Consider the following 18,294-nt stretch of genomic DNA (forward strand, 5'->3'; position numbering starts at 1 on the left):
GGCTTACTCAGACGTACGGATTCTGCACTCTTACCCAGGTATCAAGCGCTCCGGCAACGCGTCCATGAATGGGCGCAACGCGTTCGACAAATACGGCTCACGGTATATCCCATCTTCTCACTCGCTTAAGCATCTCCCATTGGTCAAGTGTCGATTTTCATTTTCAGGCCGCCAAGAAGCGTTTACTGAAGCTGCGCGCCGACACGAAGAAGCCGATCGAATCAGCAAAGCGTGAGGTGGCAAAGGCAATCGAGGCGGCAAAGGCTGCGGCTCGCTTCGGAAAGCAGGCGGCAAAGGAAATGGCGGCCGCAAAGAACGCCAAGGCGGCCGGCAGTCCAGCGTAGCGGTCGGTGTTCAGTGCATGGACGCCTTCGCTTCGCTGTCGATCTGCTTGCGCAAGGTAGCGAAGCGCTTCTTCACATTGGCGCCGAACAGCGGATCGGCACTGGCCGGCTCGGTGGTGGCGACCTCCGCCCAGTCCGCGTCGGTCAGGAACCGGGCGGCGCGCGGCATAACCTGCTTCTCCTCGGTGGACAGATGGTTGCGGTAGTACACCAGGTACATGGCGGCGGCCGCTTCAAATGCCGATCGCGAGGTGACGGCTTCGCTCTCGACTTCACGCAGGCGGTCGAGCAAGTCTGCGCCGACCGTGGCGATCACGCGATGCTCTTGCAGCAGCCGGCTGATGATGATTTGCGTGCCGGGATCCCGTTCCACGAGCAGGGCGTAGGCGACATCCTCGCGGGGGTGGTGCACGCTATCGCCATAGTCGCGCATGTATTGGATGATCGTCGTCATCAGGCCGTAGTCGGGCTGCTCGCCCTGATGGAAGGTGCTGACCTGCTTTTCCAGAAGGTCGAGCAGCGAGGCAAAATGGATATGGTCGGTGTGCCAGGCGGCAAGCGGGTTCGGGCTCGGTGTGGGAAGCGTGGTAGACGGAGAAGTCGAAAGCGAAGTGACGAGTGGGGTGGCCATGGCGCGCTCCTGGAAGCTGGGCAAGCAGACCGTTAAGTCCCCGATATCGGGGCTCGCGGGGCCCTCATTGAAACCATAGTTTCCCTACATGAATTGGGTTTGACGAAGATCAACGCGGCGCTAAGGGGCGGCGGAGGCCTTATCCGCCGGCGTGTCCAGGTCCTGCTCACCACCCATAGTTCGCAGCTTGCGGCCAGTGCCGAGCTTGAGACCATGACAATGATCGTCGGTAACCGTGCCTTTCCGCCGGGTAGGTCCCATACCCGGCTCGAACCCGACGACTATGACTTCCTTCGTCGGTTTCTTGACGCTACAAAAGCTGACCTGTTCTTCGCCCGCGCGCTGCCGCCGATCAGGCCGATGGTCTTCATGTTCGCCGCGCCAGCCGGCGCGCCAACGCGCTTGCCACCTGTCGCGACGCTTTCGAATGGCAGCGCGGTCGATCTGCTCAGCTTGGCGGCACGGTACCGCTTCGGTAACGATCTCGATTACGCGACGATCGAGCCGGGATTCGACCGCGTGATCGAGCTGGTCGGCGAGGATGTAGCGCGGGCCATTGAGAAAGGTTGGATCAGTGCGGCCAAAACCATCGCGCTGGGCCCCGCCCAACGTGGCACACGAGGCTCCATCGCAGCCGCATCCCGTCGCACCGACGGTGCTGGCCGGCATCGATCGCATGCTCGCGATGGATCCGCCCGCAACCCAGGATTTGCCGTACCGCGGCCCTGATCGCGCTCAAATCGGCGGCTGCCTGGGCCCATACTGACCGTCCCGCTGAGGAACGGCGGTTGCGCTGGGCACTGGAATGCCTGGCCCGGGGCTGGGTGGGAGGGCAGTGCTGCCTTGGCGGCGTTCTGGCAAGCGTCCCTGGACAATGGCGCGCGCCGAAGACAAGCGGATGGGGCTGCGCCAGCGCGAGCAAGGCGTCGTCCCGGCGCTGACTGGTTCCGACTCCGGGAAGACGATGTCGAGCCCGACGCTGCCCCGAAGTTCGGGCTCTCGCCCGCCCAACATCAGCAGTAAGACAGGAGCGAGGTATTTTCGCAACCTGTTAATGGCGCTGGCGAGTGGCATTCATCAGGAATACATCTGGCATTAACCGCGGCGCGATGCGCCTGCCTCCTGCATTCATGGCAAGCGGGGCCGCTTCATTTCGACGCGATATCACGGAAGTCTTGATATCAAAAATCGCGCGCGATTATATGAGTCCGTACGGAATGGTGTCCATAACTTGAACAATTTCTCACATGTGATCCTTCCTCCGGTAATCAAAACGCCGCATCAATGCCCTGCATCAGTGCACATGTGGCGTGCGGGCAAAGCACACGTAACCCATTGTTACTTGTCTGTACGCTGTCCAACACATAGCCCTAGCATCGCGGCTGCCGGGTTTCCTCCAACGGGTTAACCCCATTCGCTTTTTCTGCCACAGCAACTCGTCGCGCACATCGCCGATAGGCGTCTGCCTTAGGTGCGGGGATGTTTTGTGCACTTTTAATTTTCAAGTTACTTATAAATCAATGACAGGGACAAAATCAGCCGCGAATACCGCGACTCAAGCACGACAAGCGCGTAATTCCTACATCCTCAGCGTCCTGGCCGCTACCGGCGCCGCTGTGGTGCTTTCAGCATGCGGCGGTGGCGACGAAGAATCCTCAGGAAGTTATTTTGCGACCCAGGCGGCCCATGGTTCGCGCCGCAATTCCACGAGTCCCACGACTTCGACGAGTTCCACGAGTCCTGCGACCACCACGACGCCTACGGACACTGCGACAGCCACGACCCAAAGCCCCGATGCCATTTTTGACGCCTCTGGCAATCTGAATGCCACTGAATATGTCGCCATTGGCTCGGATTACAGCAGCGACAAGGCCATCGCTTATCGGTACGGCGCAAGTAATTCGACCGCCGCAGCGGTCCAGACTTATTGGAAGCCCTCGGACAAAACCTTTTATCCGCATGGTAATACCTGCTACCAGCAGGAATTCCCCGGCGAGCAGATGGATACCAGCACCAGCATCGTTTATCAGCTGGGCAGCATCGATTGCGGCCGTAACGACTTCGGCAGCAACATGGGTGACGTGATTTACCGCTCCGACGTGGCTTCGGACCCCGGTGTCACGCCGCTGCTGACGCTGGACCTGAGCGCCGGCACGATTGCCGAAAAGCCGCAGACGGCCTGGTTCTTTGGCAATGCCACGACCAATCCGCAACTGAACAACCACGTTGCCGCCAACGGCGGCGTCATGCCGAAGCAGCCGATTGCAATGGGCCGTTGCAGCGAGCATGACTGCGCACAGTCGCTGGTGGCGTTCCAGGACGGCCTGATTGCCTCGGTCGGCAGCAATACCGCCTCGCACTCGGCATCGGTGAAGCTGCCCGCGGGCAAGGTGCCGACGGCAATCGCTATCACGACGAATTCCGAATTCGCCCTGGTCACCATCTGGGACACGATCAACCTGAAGGGCCAGGTGGCGGTGATCGCGCTCGGCAGTCTTGCCGACGGCAGCGAAGTGGGTGGTCCTTATGACTCCAGCGATATGTCATGGGCAGGTCTCTATCCGGGCCTGCGCAATATGTCGAACTTCGTCTTCATGAAGCTGCTGGGCTTCGTTGACCTGCCTGGCATGGTGGCACCGACGGACATTTCCGCGGTAACCGATTTCGGCACCATGCAGGACAACACGACCCAGGGCTGGCTGTACGACCCGGTCGGTAACGCCGGCGCCAGCCTGTCGCTGCGCCAGCTCACTCCTGCCTTGAGCGATGCCAACCGCAAGAGCTTTGCCCCGGGCGGTGTGAATGCCAACCTGATTTCCCGCTCCGGCGTTGCCGCGGTGATTTCGAAGTCGGAAAAGAAGGTGGTGTTCCTGGACCTGAAGCCGCTGTTCGACAAGGTCAACAAGACCTATTTCGAAGGCACTTTGACCAGCCTGAAAAGCACCCTGGCAAATACCGGCCTGGGGGACTCGCAGTGGCCGCAGGCGTTTTCTGTGAACAACTATGCGCCGACCATCGTCAAGACCATGGCACTGGCTCAAAAGCCCACGGCCGTGAAGGTGTCGATCCTGGCCAACCCTGGCCAGGCCTGGGTGGCGACGGAAGACGGCACGCTCCACGCGATTTCGGTGGCTGGCGTGCAGTCCGGTACCAACCTCGATCCGTCGCTGATTCAGGAAGTGACCAGCCTGCAGGTGGGCAAGAACCCCACCAGCATTACCCACAATGTGAACCGGGACGCGTTTGGCAACTCCAACACCAAGATCTGGGTGGTGTCGCGCGGCGAGCAGAAGGTTTCGCTGGTGGATATGGCCACGCAAACGATCGAGAAGACGCTGCAGGACGCGCGCATCGTCGATCCGATCTCGGTGTCTGAAACCCAGCAAAGTCCGCTGCTGACCAGCGTCATTTCGCTGACCGACTATGCCGGCAAGCAGGTGATGAACTACCGCTATGCACCGATTTCGCTGCAGGGCGGCAATACCCCGCTGAATATCGGCGTGGGTCAGTCGGGCAATGACCAGTTCGAGTTTGGCGGCGCCTATGCAGTGGCGGGCAAGCCGTTCAACTTTACCCAGAGCAATGTACCCTGAGCGTCATGTCAGCCTGAGCGTCATGTCAGCCTGAGGCGCGTCGGTTAATCCCGGCACGCTTCCCAAGCGGTCAGACCGCTTCCCTGAAGCCCGCACGGTTCGCGCCGCGCGGGCTTTTTCCATGTTTTGCGGACAGCCAATCCGGCCCATGGCTGTCGTGCTTGCCAAAATCCATCGTATTCACGATCCTTCTTCGTGAGGACGAGCAATCGCTTCAATCGAGGACTCAAGATGAACGCACTGGTCGCTTATGGCTCGTCGGACCGGCGATGGGTGATTGGGCCGCGGTAGGTTGCCGGTCGCTGGCTCGATGCCAACGCAGTGATAGCGATGCTCAAGGGAGAGCCAAGCATGCTTGATCGGCTGCGTGGGCCCCTGCCGTCCGACTTCGGGCTTCCGTCAATCGTTGCCCATGAGCTGGCGTTTTGGCATTGGCAGGCACACGGCTGTGCCACGACGCTCAACTTCCCGTTTATCCGACCAGAGCATGAAGACTCGTCATCGGATAGAGCTCAAGCGATCAATCATGCCCTTGACCGCCTTAAGCTGGACTCCCTCTTTCGTATCCCATTTGTCCGAGCCAGTGTAGCCCCACCAGTCCCAGCAACCCTTCGGATTGTAAGGTGTGCCGCCTGATGCCATGGTCTGGGGATAGAGGACCACGATGGAATTTGTGTCGGCCCATGGGTTATAGCCTGCGTGCTCGATAAATCTTCGCTGGACATCGGAGAAACTCTGACTGCAGCCGTGAAATACCACATGCAGACGGCAGCGCTTTGACGCACAGCTCTCTGGTACGTAGAGCCACCCTGTGCGCGCCATGCCCTGGCTCTCCGGGGCATGAAGGAACTCGGTCTGGTCGAATTCGATCAGGTGCCCACGGGGCAGGCCATCGTTACGCAGTTGAAGATTTCCATAGAGATGCTTCAGGATCCGTCCGGCGGCATCAAAGCCGCAATCGCTAATGTAAGGTGCGGCGGAAGTCGAGCAGCGGTTCCCGTCCCGGTAAGAATCGGTGGGGAAGGTATGGTCTGCGTCCGGGACCGTTTCATAGCGCAGATTTTCCGCTCGCACGAAACTCCGGTAATAGGCCTCCAATGCATTCATGACCGCCGGCTTGACGGTATGATCGCGCATTCCAGAGACTAAGAGAACGCGTTGAGTTCGCAGGTTTGTCACTGGATCAATTTCACCTGCGCTCGCTCGCTTGCGCGTTGCCTCTACCGAAAGAGCTACGTCGGGTGCATCCGTTCCGGCACAGATTGCAAGCCCCAGGAAACACCACGCGCGCTGCCAGATAGAGTAGCTACCAGCCATGCATGGGCCGAGTGCGCGCTGCAGATTCGCGTGCTCTCCTTTTCCCGTTTGCGCGCAGGCATATGGCCCACCTGCAATTACCCCGGCACCTTTGATGAGGGCGGAGTGGACCACATGCATTTGTACCGCCATGTAGCCGCCGGAGGAGATGCCGGACGTGGTGATCTGATCCGGCTGTACGTGTTCCGGCGGAAGTTGAACCGGCGCTGCCAAAGCCAAAGTGCCAAGTATCAGGCTGCAAGCGCAGATCATGCATTTCGTCACTGACTTGTGACGCAGGTCCATCAGTAGCTCCTTCAGTGCCCGCAAGATATACCACCTGACGGAGACAGGCCCATTTGGGAAGGCACGAAACGGCAGCAGGCGGGCCTTCCCCGAAGGAAGGCATGATCACTCTGCGCGAATTTCATTGTAGGGTAGATCGTGAAAACCACAGCCAGGACCATCCGAGGAGCAGTTTGGCCGAGGCCATCGCCGATGCCAGAGCAGCTGACTTCGGAAATGCAAGCGGTGGTGTCGCGGTGTCAACCGCCGGTGCAGTTTCTGATCGAACACCCACTGCATTAGAACGGTATTCCACGCCAAGACCAAGATCGACCTCTTTTGGGCGGGCACACATACGGTTATACTCCGCGCTTCACAACTAGCGGGTAATCGACAATGGTCGCTGCAACGAAAGCAACGAAGGTCAGGGCAGTCTCGAAGAGCAAGCCTGCCGAAAAGAAGGTCACCGTGCCAACGAAAAAGGCCAGCGTGCTCGCACGTGAGGCTCAGGCAGCAAAAAAGCGTTTGTTGAAGCTGCGCGCCGACACAAAAAAGGCGATCGAAGCGGCAAAGCGTGAAGTCGCTCAGGCAATGGAAGCCGCAAGGTCCGCGCTTCGCTTCGAGAAGCAAGCCGCGAAGGACAAGCTGGCGGCGAAGAGGGCAAAGGCTGCAGGCGGCAAGAAGGCCGCAGGCAAAGCGGCCGCCACGAAGGCTTCCACGAACAAGGTTGTGGCCGGCAGCAAAGCTCCTGCGAAAGCCGCCCCGAAGAAGGCCGCAGTGAAAGCCGTGGCGAAAAAGCGGACTTCCGCAAAGAAATCGGTTCGGGCCGTAGCGACACCGGAAGCTTCGGCATAATCATTGCCTTGGCGGTACGGTACTTCGCCAACTGCCAATGACGGAAGCAGGGCGCGCACAGCTTGGCGCCCTGCCGAATGCTCAGCCGAACCCGGGGGGCGAGAAAAAGAAGGCCAGGGTATTCAACGCCACGGCACGATCTGGGCCAACTGGCGAGGCGCTACTCGTTGCATGCCGCGTTGACGTCCCTCGCAAGATGTCCCGCCAGGATGTACTCCCCAAGTCGCGCTGCTTTTGCCTCCAGGCGCTTCCAGTTCACTGGCTGGCAGCTCGCTTAGTGCAAATTGGCAGTAAAGATTGCGTTGGCGAAATGTCCCCTTGAGCCGATTCAGTCCAGCAACAAGCACCGCCGGCGAACTGACCGCCATGCTTTCATGGCAGCGATACTGCACGCTTACGCCACGCGGGGGCATCATGGCGAGCCATGCAAATTGGCGCATCGATTTGGCGCCGTCGCTGGGATTTTCTTAGAGAGCCTTTTGCCATCAGGGTATCTGGCAGCTTGCGCGCCCCGCTATCGCGTCAGGTTCCAGCAGGGGAACGTCGTCGAGGCCCTGACGGCGCGTTTCGCGCGCAGTCGCCCGCCAAGCGGTTGCGCATAATGACGTGTCAAGTCGCAAATGCTGGGGAAGACTTTGGTGCGCCAGGTAGGTCCACGGAACAAATCGTAGTGACTGCATCCGGGATAGTGACGAGTCGCTTGTCGCGCGAGGACAGGCCTCGGCACAGATCATGCGCGGCGTGGGTCTGTCCGCGGCCGGATATGTCGTCAAGCTCGCCTTCGATGGTCAGCAACGCGGTAGAACGGATATCCTGCGGACGCACAGCCTGACCCCGCACTTGCCAGCTACCGAAGGCCATCTGGAACTCCTGAAACACGGTCCGAACAGTGTCGAGATAGAAGTCGGCGGCCATGTCAAGCACCGCGCTATAGTCCAGCAATGCTTGCCAGTGGGAATTGGCAAGCTCGGCGTCGCCACGCGCAAGAGTCGCACAGTAGTCCGCATATAGGTCCCACAGTGGAGCTGACTGGGCAGCGGCAAGTCCGGAAAGCTGCACGAAACTCGGACAGACCTGACGGCCGGCGCCTGCATATGGCTGGGGCACGGTGTACACCAGATTGCGTCGGAACCACTGAATTGAGTGGCTCGAGGCGAGGCGCCCAATTGCCGTGGGGCTGCGACGCGCATCGATGGGGCCACCGATGAGAGTCAGGCTGCTTGGCGTCCTCTCGTCGCGGCTTGCCAACAGGGCGATGGCGCCCAATGCGGGCACAGTGGCTTGGCAAACGGCGAGCACATGCAGCGACGCCACGTCGATCTCACGGATAAATTCCTGAACGTGAGTGACATAGTCGTCCAGATGAAACGAGCCGTCCGCCACCGGTATGTGGCGCGCATTGCTCCAGTCCGTGACATAAACAATGTGCTCTTGCAGCAGCGATTGCACCACCTCACGAAGCATGACGGCATGATGGCCGGCAAGGGGAGCACAGACGAGGACTGCGGGAACCGCTCGCTGCACGTCGCCGTGTCTCGCCGAGGTAGGGGCTTCAAACCGCCGCAAGCGGCAAAACGGACTCTCCCAGACGATTTGCTCGACCACGGGAACGACACAACCGTCACGAACAATGTCCGGGATGCCAAACGTAGGTTCGTCGCCGCCCGTACTGAGACAGTGAAGTCTTTCCCAGCCCGCAGCAAAGTGCTTCGCACCCGGAATATAGGCGAATGGACTGAACGGGTTGACAAAGGCTTGGGCCGATTGATCCGCCCACGCCAGCATCATTGCCCGCTGATACTCATAAATCTGATAGAGCATGGCGACCCCGACCAAGCAATCAGTCTCATGTAGCTACCCGGCTTCGATAAGTGCAATCGAAAGAAGCGAAGGCGGGTTCGCCCGTTGTGGCCCGGCGCACCGGTTGCTCGCGGATTGCGATCTCATCGAATGCGGCGCACCGCGTCGAGCATGGAATGCCCCTGGCTCGTCAGTCGCGGATGGGCATTGCCGCTGCTATGCCCATGCTCGATCGTCACGAGCTTGTGTTCCAACAAGGCATCCATTTGCTCGGGGTCGAGGTCGTGGATGTCTGGCGCATCACCGAGCAGCAGCAGAGCTGCGATTTCGTGCGGACTTAGCATGTCGGCCTCCTTTGTTGGGTCAAGAGGAAAATGCGACTGCTGATCCGTGGACTGCGTCACGGAGGAAAGCGAGAACCGCTATGGATGTATCGGTGCAAAAACGCGCTGGGAGCGCACACCGAACGGCCACAGTAAACCCTTTGATCGCAGGACGCAAGCGATCGCTATGCTGCGGAGCAGCGGGGAGAACCAGGCCATCCGTGATGGCGGGCCGATCAGGCAATTACCCCTCAGCGCTGTCCGTTGCCCGTCACTCGCCTGATTGAAGTGCAGCGAAGCGGATGTCTCGTGTTGGTGCTGCTTCCGACTCACGGGAAGCGCTCCCATTCCATAGCAATCTATCCCCGAGATTTCTCAAAGTAGCCTTCGGAGCAGCCTCGATCGCGTACCGTTGGAGTGTCGAGAATTTGCCGGAGGGGCTTCGGCTGCGGACCCCTTTCAGGTCCGTACCGGCGCAAGCCTGGACAGGTGTTCGCCTTGTTTTGGATGCAAATGGTGAGCGGCTCTTATCGCCGGTCCCGCGGCTCATCGCACGGCGTCGGCCATCTGTTGTGGTCGGATATTGTCGCGCATTTCTAGTGATGATTCAGAAGCCCCAAGCGAGTATTTTGGCTGGTCTTATACCGGTAAGATGAAAATTATGGTGTGACAAAGTTGATATTGGATATAAACTACCTTGTATCTGCATCCCTTCACCGGAAAGGAAAACAGCGAATGGCAACTTACAAAGAACTGATGGCGCAGAAGGCAGCTCTGGAGGCGCACCTGGAAGAGGTACGTGCCAATGAGGTTGCTTCGGTTATCGAAAAAATCCAGAATCTAATGGCGGAATACGGGCTGACTGTCGAAGATATTACCAAGCGCCGTCGTGGCCGTCCCGCCGGCAGTGGTGTTGCCAAGACAAAAGCGGCGCTGCCCCCGAAATACCAAGACCCGAAGACCGGAAAAACCTGGTCTGGCCGTGGCCGTCAACCGGCCTGGCTTGGCAAGAACCCCAACAAATTCCTGATCGCAGAAGAGGCGTAATCTAGGCCTCGCCCAGCGCGATAGCGTAGCGTCAACCCCTGCATGCAGGGGTTTTTCTTTTCTGAGTGCAAGCGCCATGTCCTTTGAAGCAATGCACGCCGACATCATGCTCGCCCGACCCTACCTGCTTCCCCGCGGACGTACAGAGCGAGGGATACGGAATGGATATTCTTATTGGCTGCGGCTTCCTCCTGGCAAGCAGCTCAGGATCATCCGCTTGTCGCAACAATTTGGGAAGAGCTATAAGTTGGTGCGTTCGGCCAGCGAGCGAAGAATGCGCCAAAAGATTCGTCAGCGCTTTTCCGGAGCGCTGGCCGAGCTTTTAGCCATCATTGACGAAGAAATCGACATCATCCGGGAGGATGCGCTCTCGATATCGAAGCCAGGTTCGTCGGCTTGCTAAGGCGCAAGGGAGAATTGGCTGCGCCTATGGGTAGAGCTTCGGGCGTTGGTCTCGTCCGCTGGTGTGCGTGCGCACGAGGCTTTGTATGTCGGCGACGATATCCGCGACGCGGAAGCCGCTAGCGCCGCCGGTATGGCGTTGCGCGGCGTAGCCTGTGGCTACGCGGCCGCGGCGGCGTTGCAGTTGCACTGCGCAACACCACCGCTTGCACGCCCGCAGGACCGGCTTGATTTGTCCCGCACCTGAACTACATGGCAATAATGTGCTCGTCGAATCCGGTAAAGCGCGGCTCATGCGTCGGGATCCGGGCCGGCTCAAAGATGCCATCGTGGTCGCGTGGCAATTCGACATCGCGCAATCGTATGCGTATGCGAGGCCTCGCTCATAAGACGTCCCTCGAGGGAAAGTGGACGACCGCTCATGTCCGGACTCAGCCGTCGGATCATCGGTCTTCCGTGCATTATCTGCGTGGAGCGCGGACGTAGTGTTGCGACGCGGCGCTGGCGACAGGCCGGCATTCACCGGCCTGCGCAGCCTTAATCAGCCGTGATGTTGTTGGCCTTCACCACCTCGCCCCACATCTTGTAGTGGGTGCGGGTCAGCGTTGCGAGCTGCTCGGGCGTGCCGCCGCCGGGCTCGTCGCCGCGGTCGACAATGCTCTTGACCACGGCCGGGTCCTTCAGCGCGGTATTCAATGCGGCGTTGGCTTTCTTGACGATGTCAGGGCTTAGCCCCGGCGGTCCGTACAGGCCGATGAACGAGATGATGGTGAAGTCCCTGATGCCGCTTTCGGTGGCCGTTGGCACGTCCGGGATCATGGCCACCCGCTTGGATCCCGTGACCATCAGCGGCCGCAACTGGCCCGACTTGATGAAAGGCGCCACGACCGACGTGGCATCGAACATCGCATCCAGGCGTCCGGCCATCAGGTCGACCATGGCCGGGCTGCTGCCCTTGTAGGGCACATGGTTCATCCTGGGGCCGCCCATGCGCTCGCGCAGCAGTTCCATCGTGACATGCGGCAATGCGCCGGAACCGCCCGAGCCATAGTCGACGGTCTTGCCCGACTTGTCGCGGGCCTTGACCTCCTCGACGAACTGCGCGTAAGTCTTGATGGGCGAACTGGCGGGCACGACAAGGACCAGCGGCGACTGCAGCATCATGCCTATCGGCGTCAGCTTCTGCGGATCGACGATGCCAAGCTTGGTGTAGACATGCGGCATGATCGTCATCGAGCCGTTGCCTACCAGCAGCTTGTTCCCGTCGGGCGCCGCGCGCATGACCTCAATGGAGGCGATATTGCCGTTCACGCCGGCCTTGTTGTCGATGACAAACGACTGCCCGAGCGAACTCTGCAGGCCGTTAAGCAGCGCACGTCCCGCAAAGTCGGTCTGGCCACCGGGCGGAAAGCCGACCAGCAGTGTCACCGGCTTGGTGGGCCAGGTGGTCTGCGCCCGCGCGGCGGTCGTCGCCAGCGCGCCAAGGCCGAGCACAGCGACGCTCAGGATCAATGCGGAACGGCGCGAATTCACGGGCGATTTCATAGTGATTGTCATGACAGGTCTCCGATTATGTTTTAAATGGACCGCAGTCCATGGCGCTTCAGGTCGCCTTTTCCATCGCTTCCCACATCCCGTTGATATAGACCGCGCCGAGTGCCCGGTCATAGAGGCCGTATCCCGGTTTGCCCGTCTCGCCCCAGATCATGCGGCCGTGGTCGGGGCGGTAATAGCCCTGGAAGCCGACGTCGTGGTACGCCTTGACGATCGCGGCAATATCCAGCGATCCGCAACTCGACAGGTGGGCGGTTTCCTCGAAATCGCCTTCCGGCGTGATCTTGACGTTGCGGATATGGGCGAAGTGGATGCGTCCCATGCCGCCGAACTCGCGCACCAGCGCCTCGACGTTGTTCTGCGGGCCGGCGCCAAGCGAGCCGGAGCACAGCGTCAGACCGTTTGCCGGCGTGTCGACGATCCCCAGGATGCGTGCCAGGTCGTCGCGGTTCTTGACGATGCGCTGCAGTCCGAAAATGGGGCGCGGCGGATCGTCCGGATGAATGGCCATCTTGATGCCGCACTCCTGGGCCACCGGAATGATCGCGCGCAGGAAATGCTCCAGGTGTTCCCAGAGGCTGCCTTCGTCGATGCCACGATATTCGGCCAGCAGCTACTGCAGTTCTCCTGGCGTGTAGCTGGAATCCCAGCCGGGCAGGGCGATACCCTGGCTGACGTCGACCTGTTCGACCTCGCGGTTGCTGAAGGCAAGGCAGGTCGAGCCGTCATCGAGCTTTTTTGCCAGTTCCGTACGGGTCCAGTCGAACACCGGCATGAAGTTGTAGCAGATGACCTCGATGCCCGCGGCGGCCAGGTTCCTGATGTTCTGCTGGTAGTTCGCGACCAGCCGCTCGCGCGTCGGCTTGCCGAGCTTGATGTCCTCATGGACCGGAACCGACTCCACCACCTTGAACTGCAGCCCCGCCGCCTCGATGGTGGACTTGAGCGCCAGGATCTTGTCCAGCGGCCATACCTCGCCGACCGGTTCGTCGTAGATGGCGGAGACGATGTGGGTCATGCCCGGGATCTGCCGGATGTATTCGAGAGGGATCGGGTCGGTGGGGCCAAACCAGCGGAACGACATCTTCATAGGGGGCTTCCTCGAGGCGTCTCTGTTGCGGCAGAAGGGGCGGAATGGGGTCTGGTCTGAACCCACGCCGTCATGGCCTGATCGTCATGCGGCATTGGTGTGCCGGATTGGATTAAGTGGTTCACCAATTGTGATCGTGGTTGCCCACTTTTGCCGTCATGGTTTACCATGGTCTGCATCAGGCACTGCCCGATAGGCCTTGTGGCGAGTGGTCAACCGGTGACCATACGTGGCAGATGCCGCCTAACCTGCGATGACACATTCTCCCAGCGATCTTGCAACCCGTGCGACAGTCGAGAACCCGCCAGCCGCCAGCGACCGTTCGTACCTGAGCCTGGCCAGCCAGGTGCAGGCATTGATCGCATCCGGAGAGTTCTCCGCCGGCATGCGGCTGCCATCCGAACGCACGCTGGCCGAGCGGTTCAGCGTCAGCCGTACCCTGGTGCGCGAGGCCATCATCGCGCTGGAGGTGCAGGGGCTAGTCGAAGTGCGCGGCGGCTCCGGGATCTACGTCTGCGCAGAAGCGCCCGCGCCTGGTCGCGAGCCGTTCGAGATGCCCTGGCGGCCGGGGCCGATAGAATCGCTGCGCGCCCGGGTGCTGATCGAATCGGAGATCGCCGGCCTGGCGGCCAGTGAGCGTAAGGACGGCGACCTTGACCGTATGTTCGCGGCCCTGAGCCTGATGCGCGAGCACATGGACGACAAGCAGGCCAACGAGGCGGCGGACCGGCAGTTCCACCTGTGCCTGGCCGAATCGACCGGCAACAGGGTCCTGCTGCATATGGTCACCGCACTGTGGGACAGCGGGCGCAGCGATCCGCTATGGGGCAAGATTGAGGAACACTTCCATACCACGCGGCTGCGGGAGGCGTCGCAGGAAGACCATCAGCAGATCTTCGCGGCGGTGATGGCGCGCGACGCGACAGCGGCGCGGGCGGCAATGCGTAACCACCTGGAGAGGGTGATCAGCGAGTTCACTCAGGCGTGGCGTTGAGGGATAGCCCGTTGGGCCAATTGGAAATTTGTTGCACGGACCGCTCAGGTCGGGCGTGGGGTAAAAACCGCCGGTCGCGCGGAAAGTCGCCTCAGGGCAAGGCGAACCAGCCGCACCGACCGGCGTCGCGACGCTTCAACAGCGGGGCGGACCATCAACTCCTTGATCTTGCCGATGGCCGGCCAGATAGCGGCGGTGCTGTAACGCCATGGCTAGCGGCTGCTTCGGGCACACTCAGGCCATGTTCGGTGATCGTTTGCGCTTCGCTTTCGACTGTTCACAGTGCGTATATCTCCCTTGCACGCTCCGCTCGGGAACCTCTATTCTCTTGGTTGGAAACCTCGACGTGAAGTACGGGTTACCGGAATACAACAGCACCGAGCGCATGGAAGGTAACGACACTAGGCCAGCCGTCAGGCTGAACTTTCGACACGCTCGGCGACATCAGCCAAAAAAAGCGGAAAGGCCATAGGACGACAAGCTCAATGATCTTGTGATTAGACAGGGCTTCAGTTGAGGCGCGACTGGAAGCGTTGGCTGGTTGACTACTGCAAGGCTAGCAAACGGAGGATGGCATGAAAGGCAAGACACTACTGGCCACGGCGGCGATGCTGGTGGCAATCACGGCTGCATGGGCGCAACCCAAAACCCGCGTGGACGTCACGCAGTCGCCTGAGGGGGCGACTGCGACTGGAACCGCGAAGCTCACCGCCACGATCACCAAGATCGATGCGCCGAGACGAACTGTCTCCTTGAAATCCGGCGACGGCAAGATAACAGATCTCGTGGTGGGGCCGGAGGCCAGGAACTTCGAACAGTTAAAGGTCGGCGACACTGTCTCGATCGAGTACAGGGAAGCGCTGACCATGAGCCTCAAGAAGGGAAGCGGACCGCTTGCTATGCATGAGCGCGAGATCTCGGAGCGCGCTGCGCCGGGTGCAAAGCCGGGAGGTTCAGTCGGCCGGGAAGTGACCGTCACGGCTGACGTCGTTGCCTTCGACACCGACGCCAGATCCGTCACCCTGAAGGGGCCAAAGGGACGCACCGTGGTTCTGCTGGTAGGCGATCCGACACGCCTAAACGGCATCCAGAAGGGAGACCGGGTCGAAGCGGTCTATACCGAGGCCGTTGCCGTGTCCGTTCAGCCGGTCGCAGGCAAGTAGGGGAAACCGAGGAGAGCGCCGGTCGACCACGCAGGCACGCCTTCCTTTCGACGCGGATCAGGGCCGTGATCGAGGAATCGGCTACGCGCAGCCCGAGGGTACCCCGGGCGCGCAGTTCGGGGTCAACCACCGCCATGTCGTCCACCCCCATCTTGCAGAACCTAACGGGTGCCACCTCGTCTGTCCCGTGGCCTTGATGTCGACCAGCAGGCCGGCATCGTCCTGACCGTCGATGCCCGGCCGGGTCTCCCTTTCCACCAATCCCGCGAGCCCGCGTTGCCGGGCCGGGCATGTGCTCGTCCAATACCAATGCGGCGTCGATCATGATCGGCGAGAAGGCCGCGGACCTAGTACTTGAATGAACCGGTTGCGTTGACGAAGGTTCGTTGTCGATAGACTTTCGGTCGTTCAAACGTCGCCTGGAAGCTCTGTGTGGTAGTCCGGCACGGGTTGGGCAAGCGACCGTTCGCCGGCCGTGATGTCGTCAAAACTTCAGTCTGCTCCGCTCTTTCCGGTGACCTCCAGCCACCAGCGCTTGATGCCTTGGACATAGCGCGTGCAGAAGAAGGGCTCCCATGGCCGCGTCGGTGACGTCGGCCACCAGGCACGGCGTGCACGTATTGAAGCTTCACAGCTAGTCGAGGAGGTTGGTCATCCTGGGTTGATGCGCTGGCTGCATCAATTCTTCGAAACATTGCAATTCCCCCTTTCTGCTGATCCGTCCAAACTGGCTTCAAATCGCCATCCAACCTTGCCCGCATGCAAGGAACGGCGAAATACCAGAACAAGCCCAGGGGAGATCAAATGAGCATCATGCTGCCGCGAGGGAATGGCGGAAACAAGAAGATGGCGGCTGCGGCCGTCCTTGGGATCATCATCACCGGTTCCGTTCAAGCGCAGACATCGTCCGGGGTAACACTGTATGGCATTATCGATACCACGGTCCGTTACTCGAACAATAATGCCGGCGACAACAACTTGGCCGAACTGACCGACGGGTACTTCAACGGCTCGCGCTGGGGCATGCGCGGCAGCGAGGCGCTCGGCGGAGGTCTGTCCGCCATCTTTAATCTGGAAAGCGGCTTTGATCCGACCACTGGGATATCGTCGCAGGGTACCGCAACGGCCAACTATGGGCAGCAAAGCACGGGCGGACAGGGACGTTTGTTCGGACGGCAGGCCTGGGTGGGGCTGAACCACGACACCCTCGGAAAGTTGAGCTTTGGGCGGCAGTTCACCACGGCCTACGATGCGACCTCCCGTTTCCAGCCTAATGGGCATCCGAATCTGGACGCCGTTACTATCCTCAACGGTTATACGGGGCCGCGCCAGGACAACATGGCGAAGTACTTTGGGCAATGGGGCGCGCTATCAGCGGGGGCGCACTATACCTTTGGCGAGGTGGCCGGCCATATGAAGCCAAGTTCCAGCTATGGGGTCTCCCTTGGCTATAAGCAGGGACCAGTGGACGTGGGCGCCTTCTGGCAACAGGCAAATGCACTGACGACACCTGAGGCGAGAAAGGTGTGGGGCTTGGGCGGCAACTACCAGTGGGGAATCGTCAAGCTGACCTTCGGCTATCTGAACAATCGATTTGACGTAAGTCCGACCCGCAACGACGTATTCACGGGTGGCTTTGCAGTGTCGGCCACCCAAGCCCTGACCTTATCGGTGGCGTCACATTACGACCGGCAGCGCAACGCTGACGGCAGCCGGATCATGGTCACCGGGGTCGCCGACTACAACCTTTCAAAGCGTACGGACGTTTATGCGGAGGTCGATTTTAACCGCATCAATGGAGCCTACGCACTCCCCGCGTTCATGGGCGTCAAGGGTAGCAAAGTCGGCGGCGGTATCGGTCTGCGACACCGATTCTGAGGCGTGGCCATTTGCGCTGAGGGATGGGGGCGCGTCCCGGACTTCGCCAGTGTATTGCGGAATCCCGCACCAGTATCGAAAGCATGCAACTCCCTCCGCAAGCGCGTGTACTCACAATCGGTGTGAGCCAGCGGGCCAATTACATATTGCAAGGAGTCATCAGTGGAAGAGCGGGCAATCGACCCTAAGACATGGATCGGACGCAGCGAGCAGCGGGAGGACACGGTTACAGCCGCACCCGTTGCGGCGCTACGGGCGACATTTGACTATCCGGCGACAGCGCAACCGGCCGGCACTCAGCTGCCACCCCTGTGGCATTGGCTCTACTTCTTGCCCATGCATCGCCAGAGCGAGATCGGGCCGGACGGACATGCCAAGCGCGGGGGGTTCCTGCCTCCCGTGCCGCTCCCGCGACGCATGTGGGCAGGGGGGCAGTTCGAGTTCCGCGCTCCTCTCCGGGTGGGCGACCGAATCGTACGCACTTCGACGATCGATGATGTCTCCCTGAAGCAGGGGAGAACCGGCAAGCTGGTATTCGTTAAGGTCCGCCACGAGGTATGCGTGGAAGGGGGCGTGGAGCCGGCCTTGGTGGAGTTCCACGACATTGTCTACCGCGAAGCCCAGCAGTCAGGCGATGTGGAGGCCATGCGCCAGGCCGCGCCGGCGGAAGCAGCGTGGCAGCGCCAGATCGTGCCGGACGACGTCCTGCTGTTCCGCTATTCGGCGCTGACTTTCAATGGGCACCGCATCCACTATGACCGCCGCTATGTGACCGAGGTCGAAGGCTATCCTGGCCTGATCGTCCACGGCCCATTGATCGCGACACTGTTGCTGGATCTGCTGGGGCGGCAGTTGCCCGCGGCCGACGTGGCCAGTTTCCGTTTCCGCGCAGTACGTCCGACCTTCGACCTCCATCCGTTCCACGTCAGCGGGCAACCTCAGTCAGACGGCAAGACCATTCGTTTGTGGGCGTCCGACCATGAAGGCCTGCTGACCATGGATGCCACCGCGGTTCTGCGCTGATTCGCCACACCGGAAA

General features: G+C 60.6%; 15 protein-coding genes and 5 pseudogenes. 12 read left to right on the forward strand and 8 right to left on the reverse strand.

Annotation, left to right across the window (positions count from 1 at the left end; translation table 11 throughout):
- Positions 1 to 131: 131 nt before the first annotated feature.
- Positions 132 to 335: pseudogene (locus CBM2586_RS07025) on the forward strand (hypothetical protein); the annotation flags it as partial.
- A 19-nt stretch (positions 336 to 354) separates the two neighbouring features.
- Here the strand turns inward: CBM2586_RS07025 and CBM2586_RS07030 are convergent.
- The gene (locus CBM2586_RS07030; protein WP_115687101.1) at positions 355 to 975 is read right to left on the reverse strand and encodes a hemerythrin domain-containing protein; all 621 of its coding nucleotides are present in this window, start codon (positions 973 to 975) and stop codon (positions 355 to 357) included.
- Between the two features lie 99 nt (positions 976 to 1,074).
- On the opposite strand from CBM2586_RS07030, the gene CBM2586_RS07035 reads away from it, so the two are divergent.
- Positions 1,075 to 1,704, forward strand: a complete 630-nt coding sequence (locus tag CBM2586_RS07035; RefSeq protein WP_115687102.1) for a hypothetical protein — start codon at positions 1,075 to 1,077, stop codon at positions 1,702 to 1,704.
- A 791-nt stretch (positions 1,705 to 2,495) separates the two neighbouring features.
- The gene (locus CBM2586_RS07040) at positions 2,496 to 4,568 is read left to right on the forward strand and encodes a hypothetical protein (RefSeq protein ID WP_240987899.1); all 2,073 of its coding nucleotides are present in this window, start codon (positions 2,496 to 2,498) and stop codon (positions 4,566 to 4,568) included.
- A 498-nt stretch (positions 4,569 to 5,066) separates the two neighbouring features.
- Here CBM2586_RS07040 and CBM2586_RS07045 read toward each other — a convergent pair whose 3' ends face one another.
- Positions 5,067 to 6,170 (reverse strand): extracellular catalytic domain type 2 short-chain-length polyhydroxyalkanoate depolymerase, encoded by a 1,104-nt coding sequence (locus CBM2586_RS07045; protein ID WP_115687104.1) that lies wholly within the window; start codon positions 6,168 to 6,170, stop codon positions 5,067 to 5,069.
- A 375-nt stretch (positions 6,171 to 6,545) separates the two neighbouring features.
- Here CBM2586_RS07045 and CBM2586_RS07050 point away from each other — a divergent pair, with 375 nt between their 5' ends.
- A complete protein-coding gene (locus CBM2586_RS07050; RefSeq protein WP_115662265.1) occupies positions 6,546 to 7,004 on the forward strand; it encodes a fumarate hydratase in 459 nt (152 codons plus the stop codon).
- 160 nt (positions 7,005 to 7,164) lie between these two features.
- Here the strand turns inward: CBM2586_RS07050 and CBM2586_RS32005 are convergent.
- The 3 genes and pseudogenes from CBM2586_RS32005 to CBM2586_RS07060 all read right to left on the reverse strand — a co-directional run.
- Positions 7,165 to 7,408: pseudogene (locus CBM2586_RS32005) on the reverse strand (PHA-granule associated protein 4); the annotation flags it as partial.
- A gap of 205 nt (positions 7,409 to 7,613) precedes the next feature.
- Positions 7,614 to 8,825 carry a polyhydroxyalkanoate depolymerase gene (gene phaZ / locus CBM2586_RS07055; protein WP_306418317.1) on the reverse strand — a complete coding sequence of 404 codons (1,212 nt, stop codon included), beginning with the start codon at positions 8,823 to 8,825 and terminating at the stop codon, positions 7,614 to 7,616.
- 122 nt (positions 8,826 to 8,947) lie between these two features.
- On the reverse strand, positions 8,948 to 9,148 hold the full coding sequence (locus CBM2586_RS07060; RefSeq protein WP_115687105.1) for a hypothetical protein: 201 nt from the start codon (positions 9,146 to 9,148) through the stop codon (positions 8,948 to 8,950).
- Positions 9,149 to 9,862: 714 nt separating this feature from the next.
- On the opposite strand from CBM2586_RS07060, the gene CBM2586_RS07065 reads away from it, so the two are divergent.
- The 3 genes and pseudogenes from CBM2586_RS07065 to CBM2586_RS32540 form a co-directional block, all read left to right on the forward strand.
- Positions 9,863 to 10,174, forward strand: coding sequence for an H-NS family nucleoid-associated regulatory protein (locus CBM2586_RS07065; RefSeq protein ID WP_115662262.1), 312 nt, complete (start codon positions 9,863 to 9,865; stop codon positions 10,172 to 10,174).
- Between the two features lie 76 nt (positions 10,175 to 10,250).
- Positions 10,251 to 10,577, forward strand: a complete 327-nt coding sequence (locus CBM2586_RS07070; protein WP_115687106.1) for a hypothetical protein — start codon at positions 10,251 to 10,253, stop codon at positions 10,575 to 10,577.
- 36 nt (positions 10,578 to 10,613) lie between these two features.
- Positions 10,614 to 10,823 (forward strand): annotated as a pseudogene (locus CBM2586_RS32540) (HAD hydrolase-like protein); the annotation flags it as partial.
- A gap of 290 nt (positions 10,824 to 11,113) precedes the next feature.
- Here the strand turns inward: CBM2586_RS32540 and CBM2586_RS07080 are convergent.
- Positions 11,114 to 12,133, reverse strand: coding sequence for a Bug family tripartite tricarboxylate transporter substrate binding protein (locus CBM2586_RS07080; RefSeq protein WP_115687107.1), 1,020 nt, complete (start codon positions 12,131 to 12,133; stop codon positions 11,114 to 11,116).
- A 46-nt stretch (positions 12,134 to 12,179) separates the two neighbouring features.
- Positions 12,180 to 13,220: pseudogene (uxuA, locus tag CBM2586_RS07085) on the reverse strand (mannonate dehydratase).
- A 253-nt stretch (positions 13,221 to 13,473) separates the two neighbouring features.
- Between uxuA and CBM2586_RS07090 the strand changes: the two are divergent.
- Together CBM2586_RS07090 and CBM2586_RS07095 are read left to right on the forward strand one after the other, a co-directional pair.
- The gene (locus CBM2586_RS07090; RefSeq protein ID WP_115662258.1) at positions 13,474 to 14,214 is read left to right on the forward strand and encodes a FadR/GntR family transcriptional regulator; all 741 of its coding nucleotides are present in this window, start codon (positions 13,474 to 13,476) and stop codon (positions 14,212 to 14,214) included.
- A 575-nt stretch (positions 14,215 to 14,789) separates the two neighbouring features.
- Complete coding sequence (locus CBM2586_RS07095) at positions 14,790 to 15,377, forward strand: hypothetical protein (protein WP_115662257.1); 588 nt, start codon at positions 14,790 to 14,792, stop codon at positions 15,375 to 15,377.
- 67 nt (positions 15,378 to 15,444) lie between these two features.
- Here the strand turns inward: CBM2586_RS07095 and CBM2586_RS07100 are convergent.
- Positions 15,445 to 15,557, reverse strand: a pseudogene (locus CBM2586_RS07100) (GMC oxidoreductase); the annotation flags it as partial.
- A 376-nt stretch (positions 15,558 to 15,933) separates the two neighbouring features.
- Between CBM2586_RS07100 and CBM2586_RS07105 the strand changes: the two are divergent.
- The 3 genes from CBM2586_RS07105 to CBM2586_RS07115 all read left to right on the forward strand — a co-directional run bounded on the left by CBM2586_RS07105 (position 15,934) and on the right by CBM2586_RS07115 (position 18,278).
- On the forward strand, positions 15,934 to 16,185 hold the full coding sequence (locus tag CBM2586_RS07105) for a hypothetical protein (protein WP_145987393.1): 252 nt from the start codon (positions 15,934 to 15,936) through the stop codon (positions 16,183 to 16,185).
- Positions 16,182 to 17,255: a porin gene (locus CBM2586_RS07110; protein WP_115687108.1), complete on the forward strand. Its 1,074-nt coding sequence runs from the start codon at positions 16,182 to 16,184 to the stop codon at positions 17,253 to 17,255. The genes CBM2586_RS07105 and CBM2586_RS07110 overlap by 4 nt, the downstream gene beginning before the upstream one ends.
- 162 nt (positions 17,256 to 17,417) lie before the next feature.
- Positions 17,418 to 18,278 carry an FAS1-like dehydratase domain-containing protein gene (locus tag CBM2586_RS07115; RefSeq protein WP_373424196.1) on the forward strand — a complete coding sequence of 287 codons (861 nt, stop codon included), beginning with the start codon at positions 17,418 to 17,420 and terminating at the stop codon, positions 18,276 to 18,278.
- Positions 18,279 to 18,294 lie beyond the last annotated feature (16 nt).

This window comes from Cupriavidus taiwanensis, from assembly GCF_900250115.1.
Taxonomy (GTDB): domain Bacteria; phylum Pseudomonadota; class Gammaproteobacteria; order Burkholderiales; family Burkholderiaceae; genus Cupriavidus; species Cupriavidus taiwanensis_B.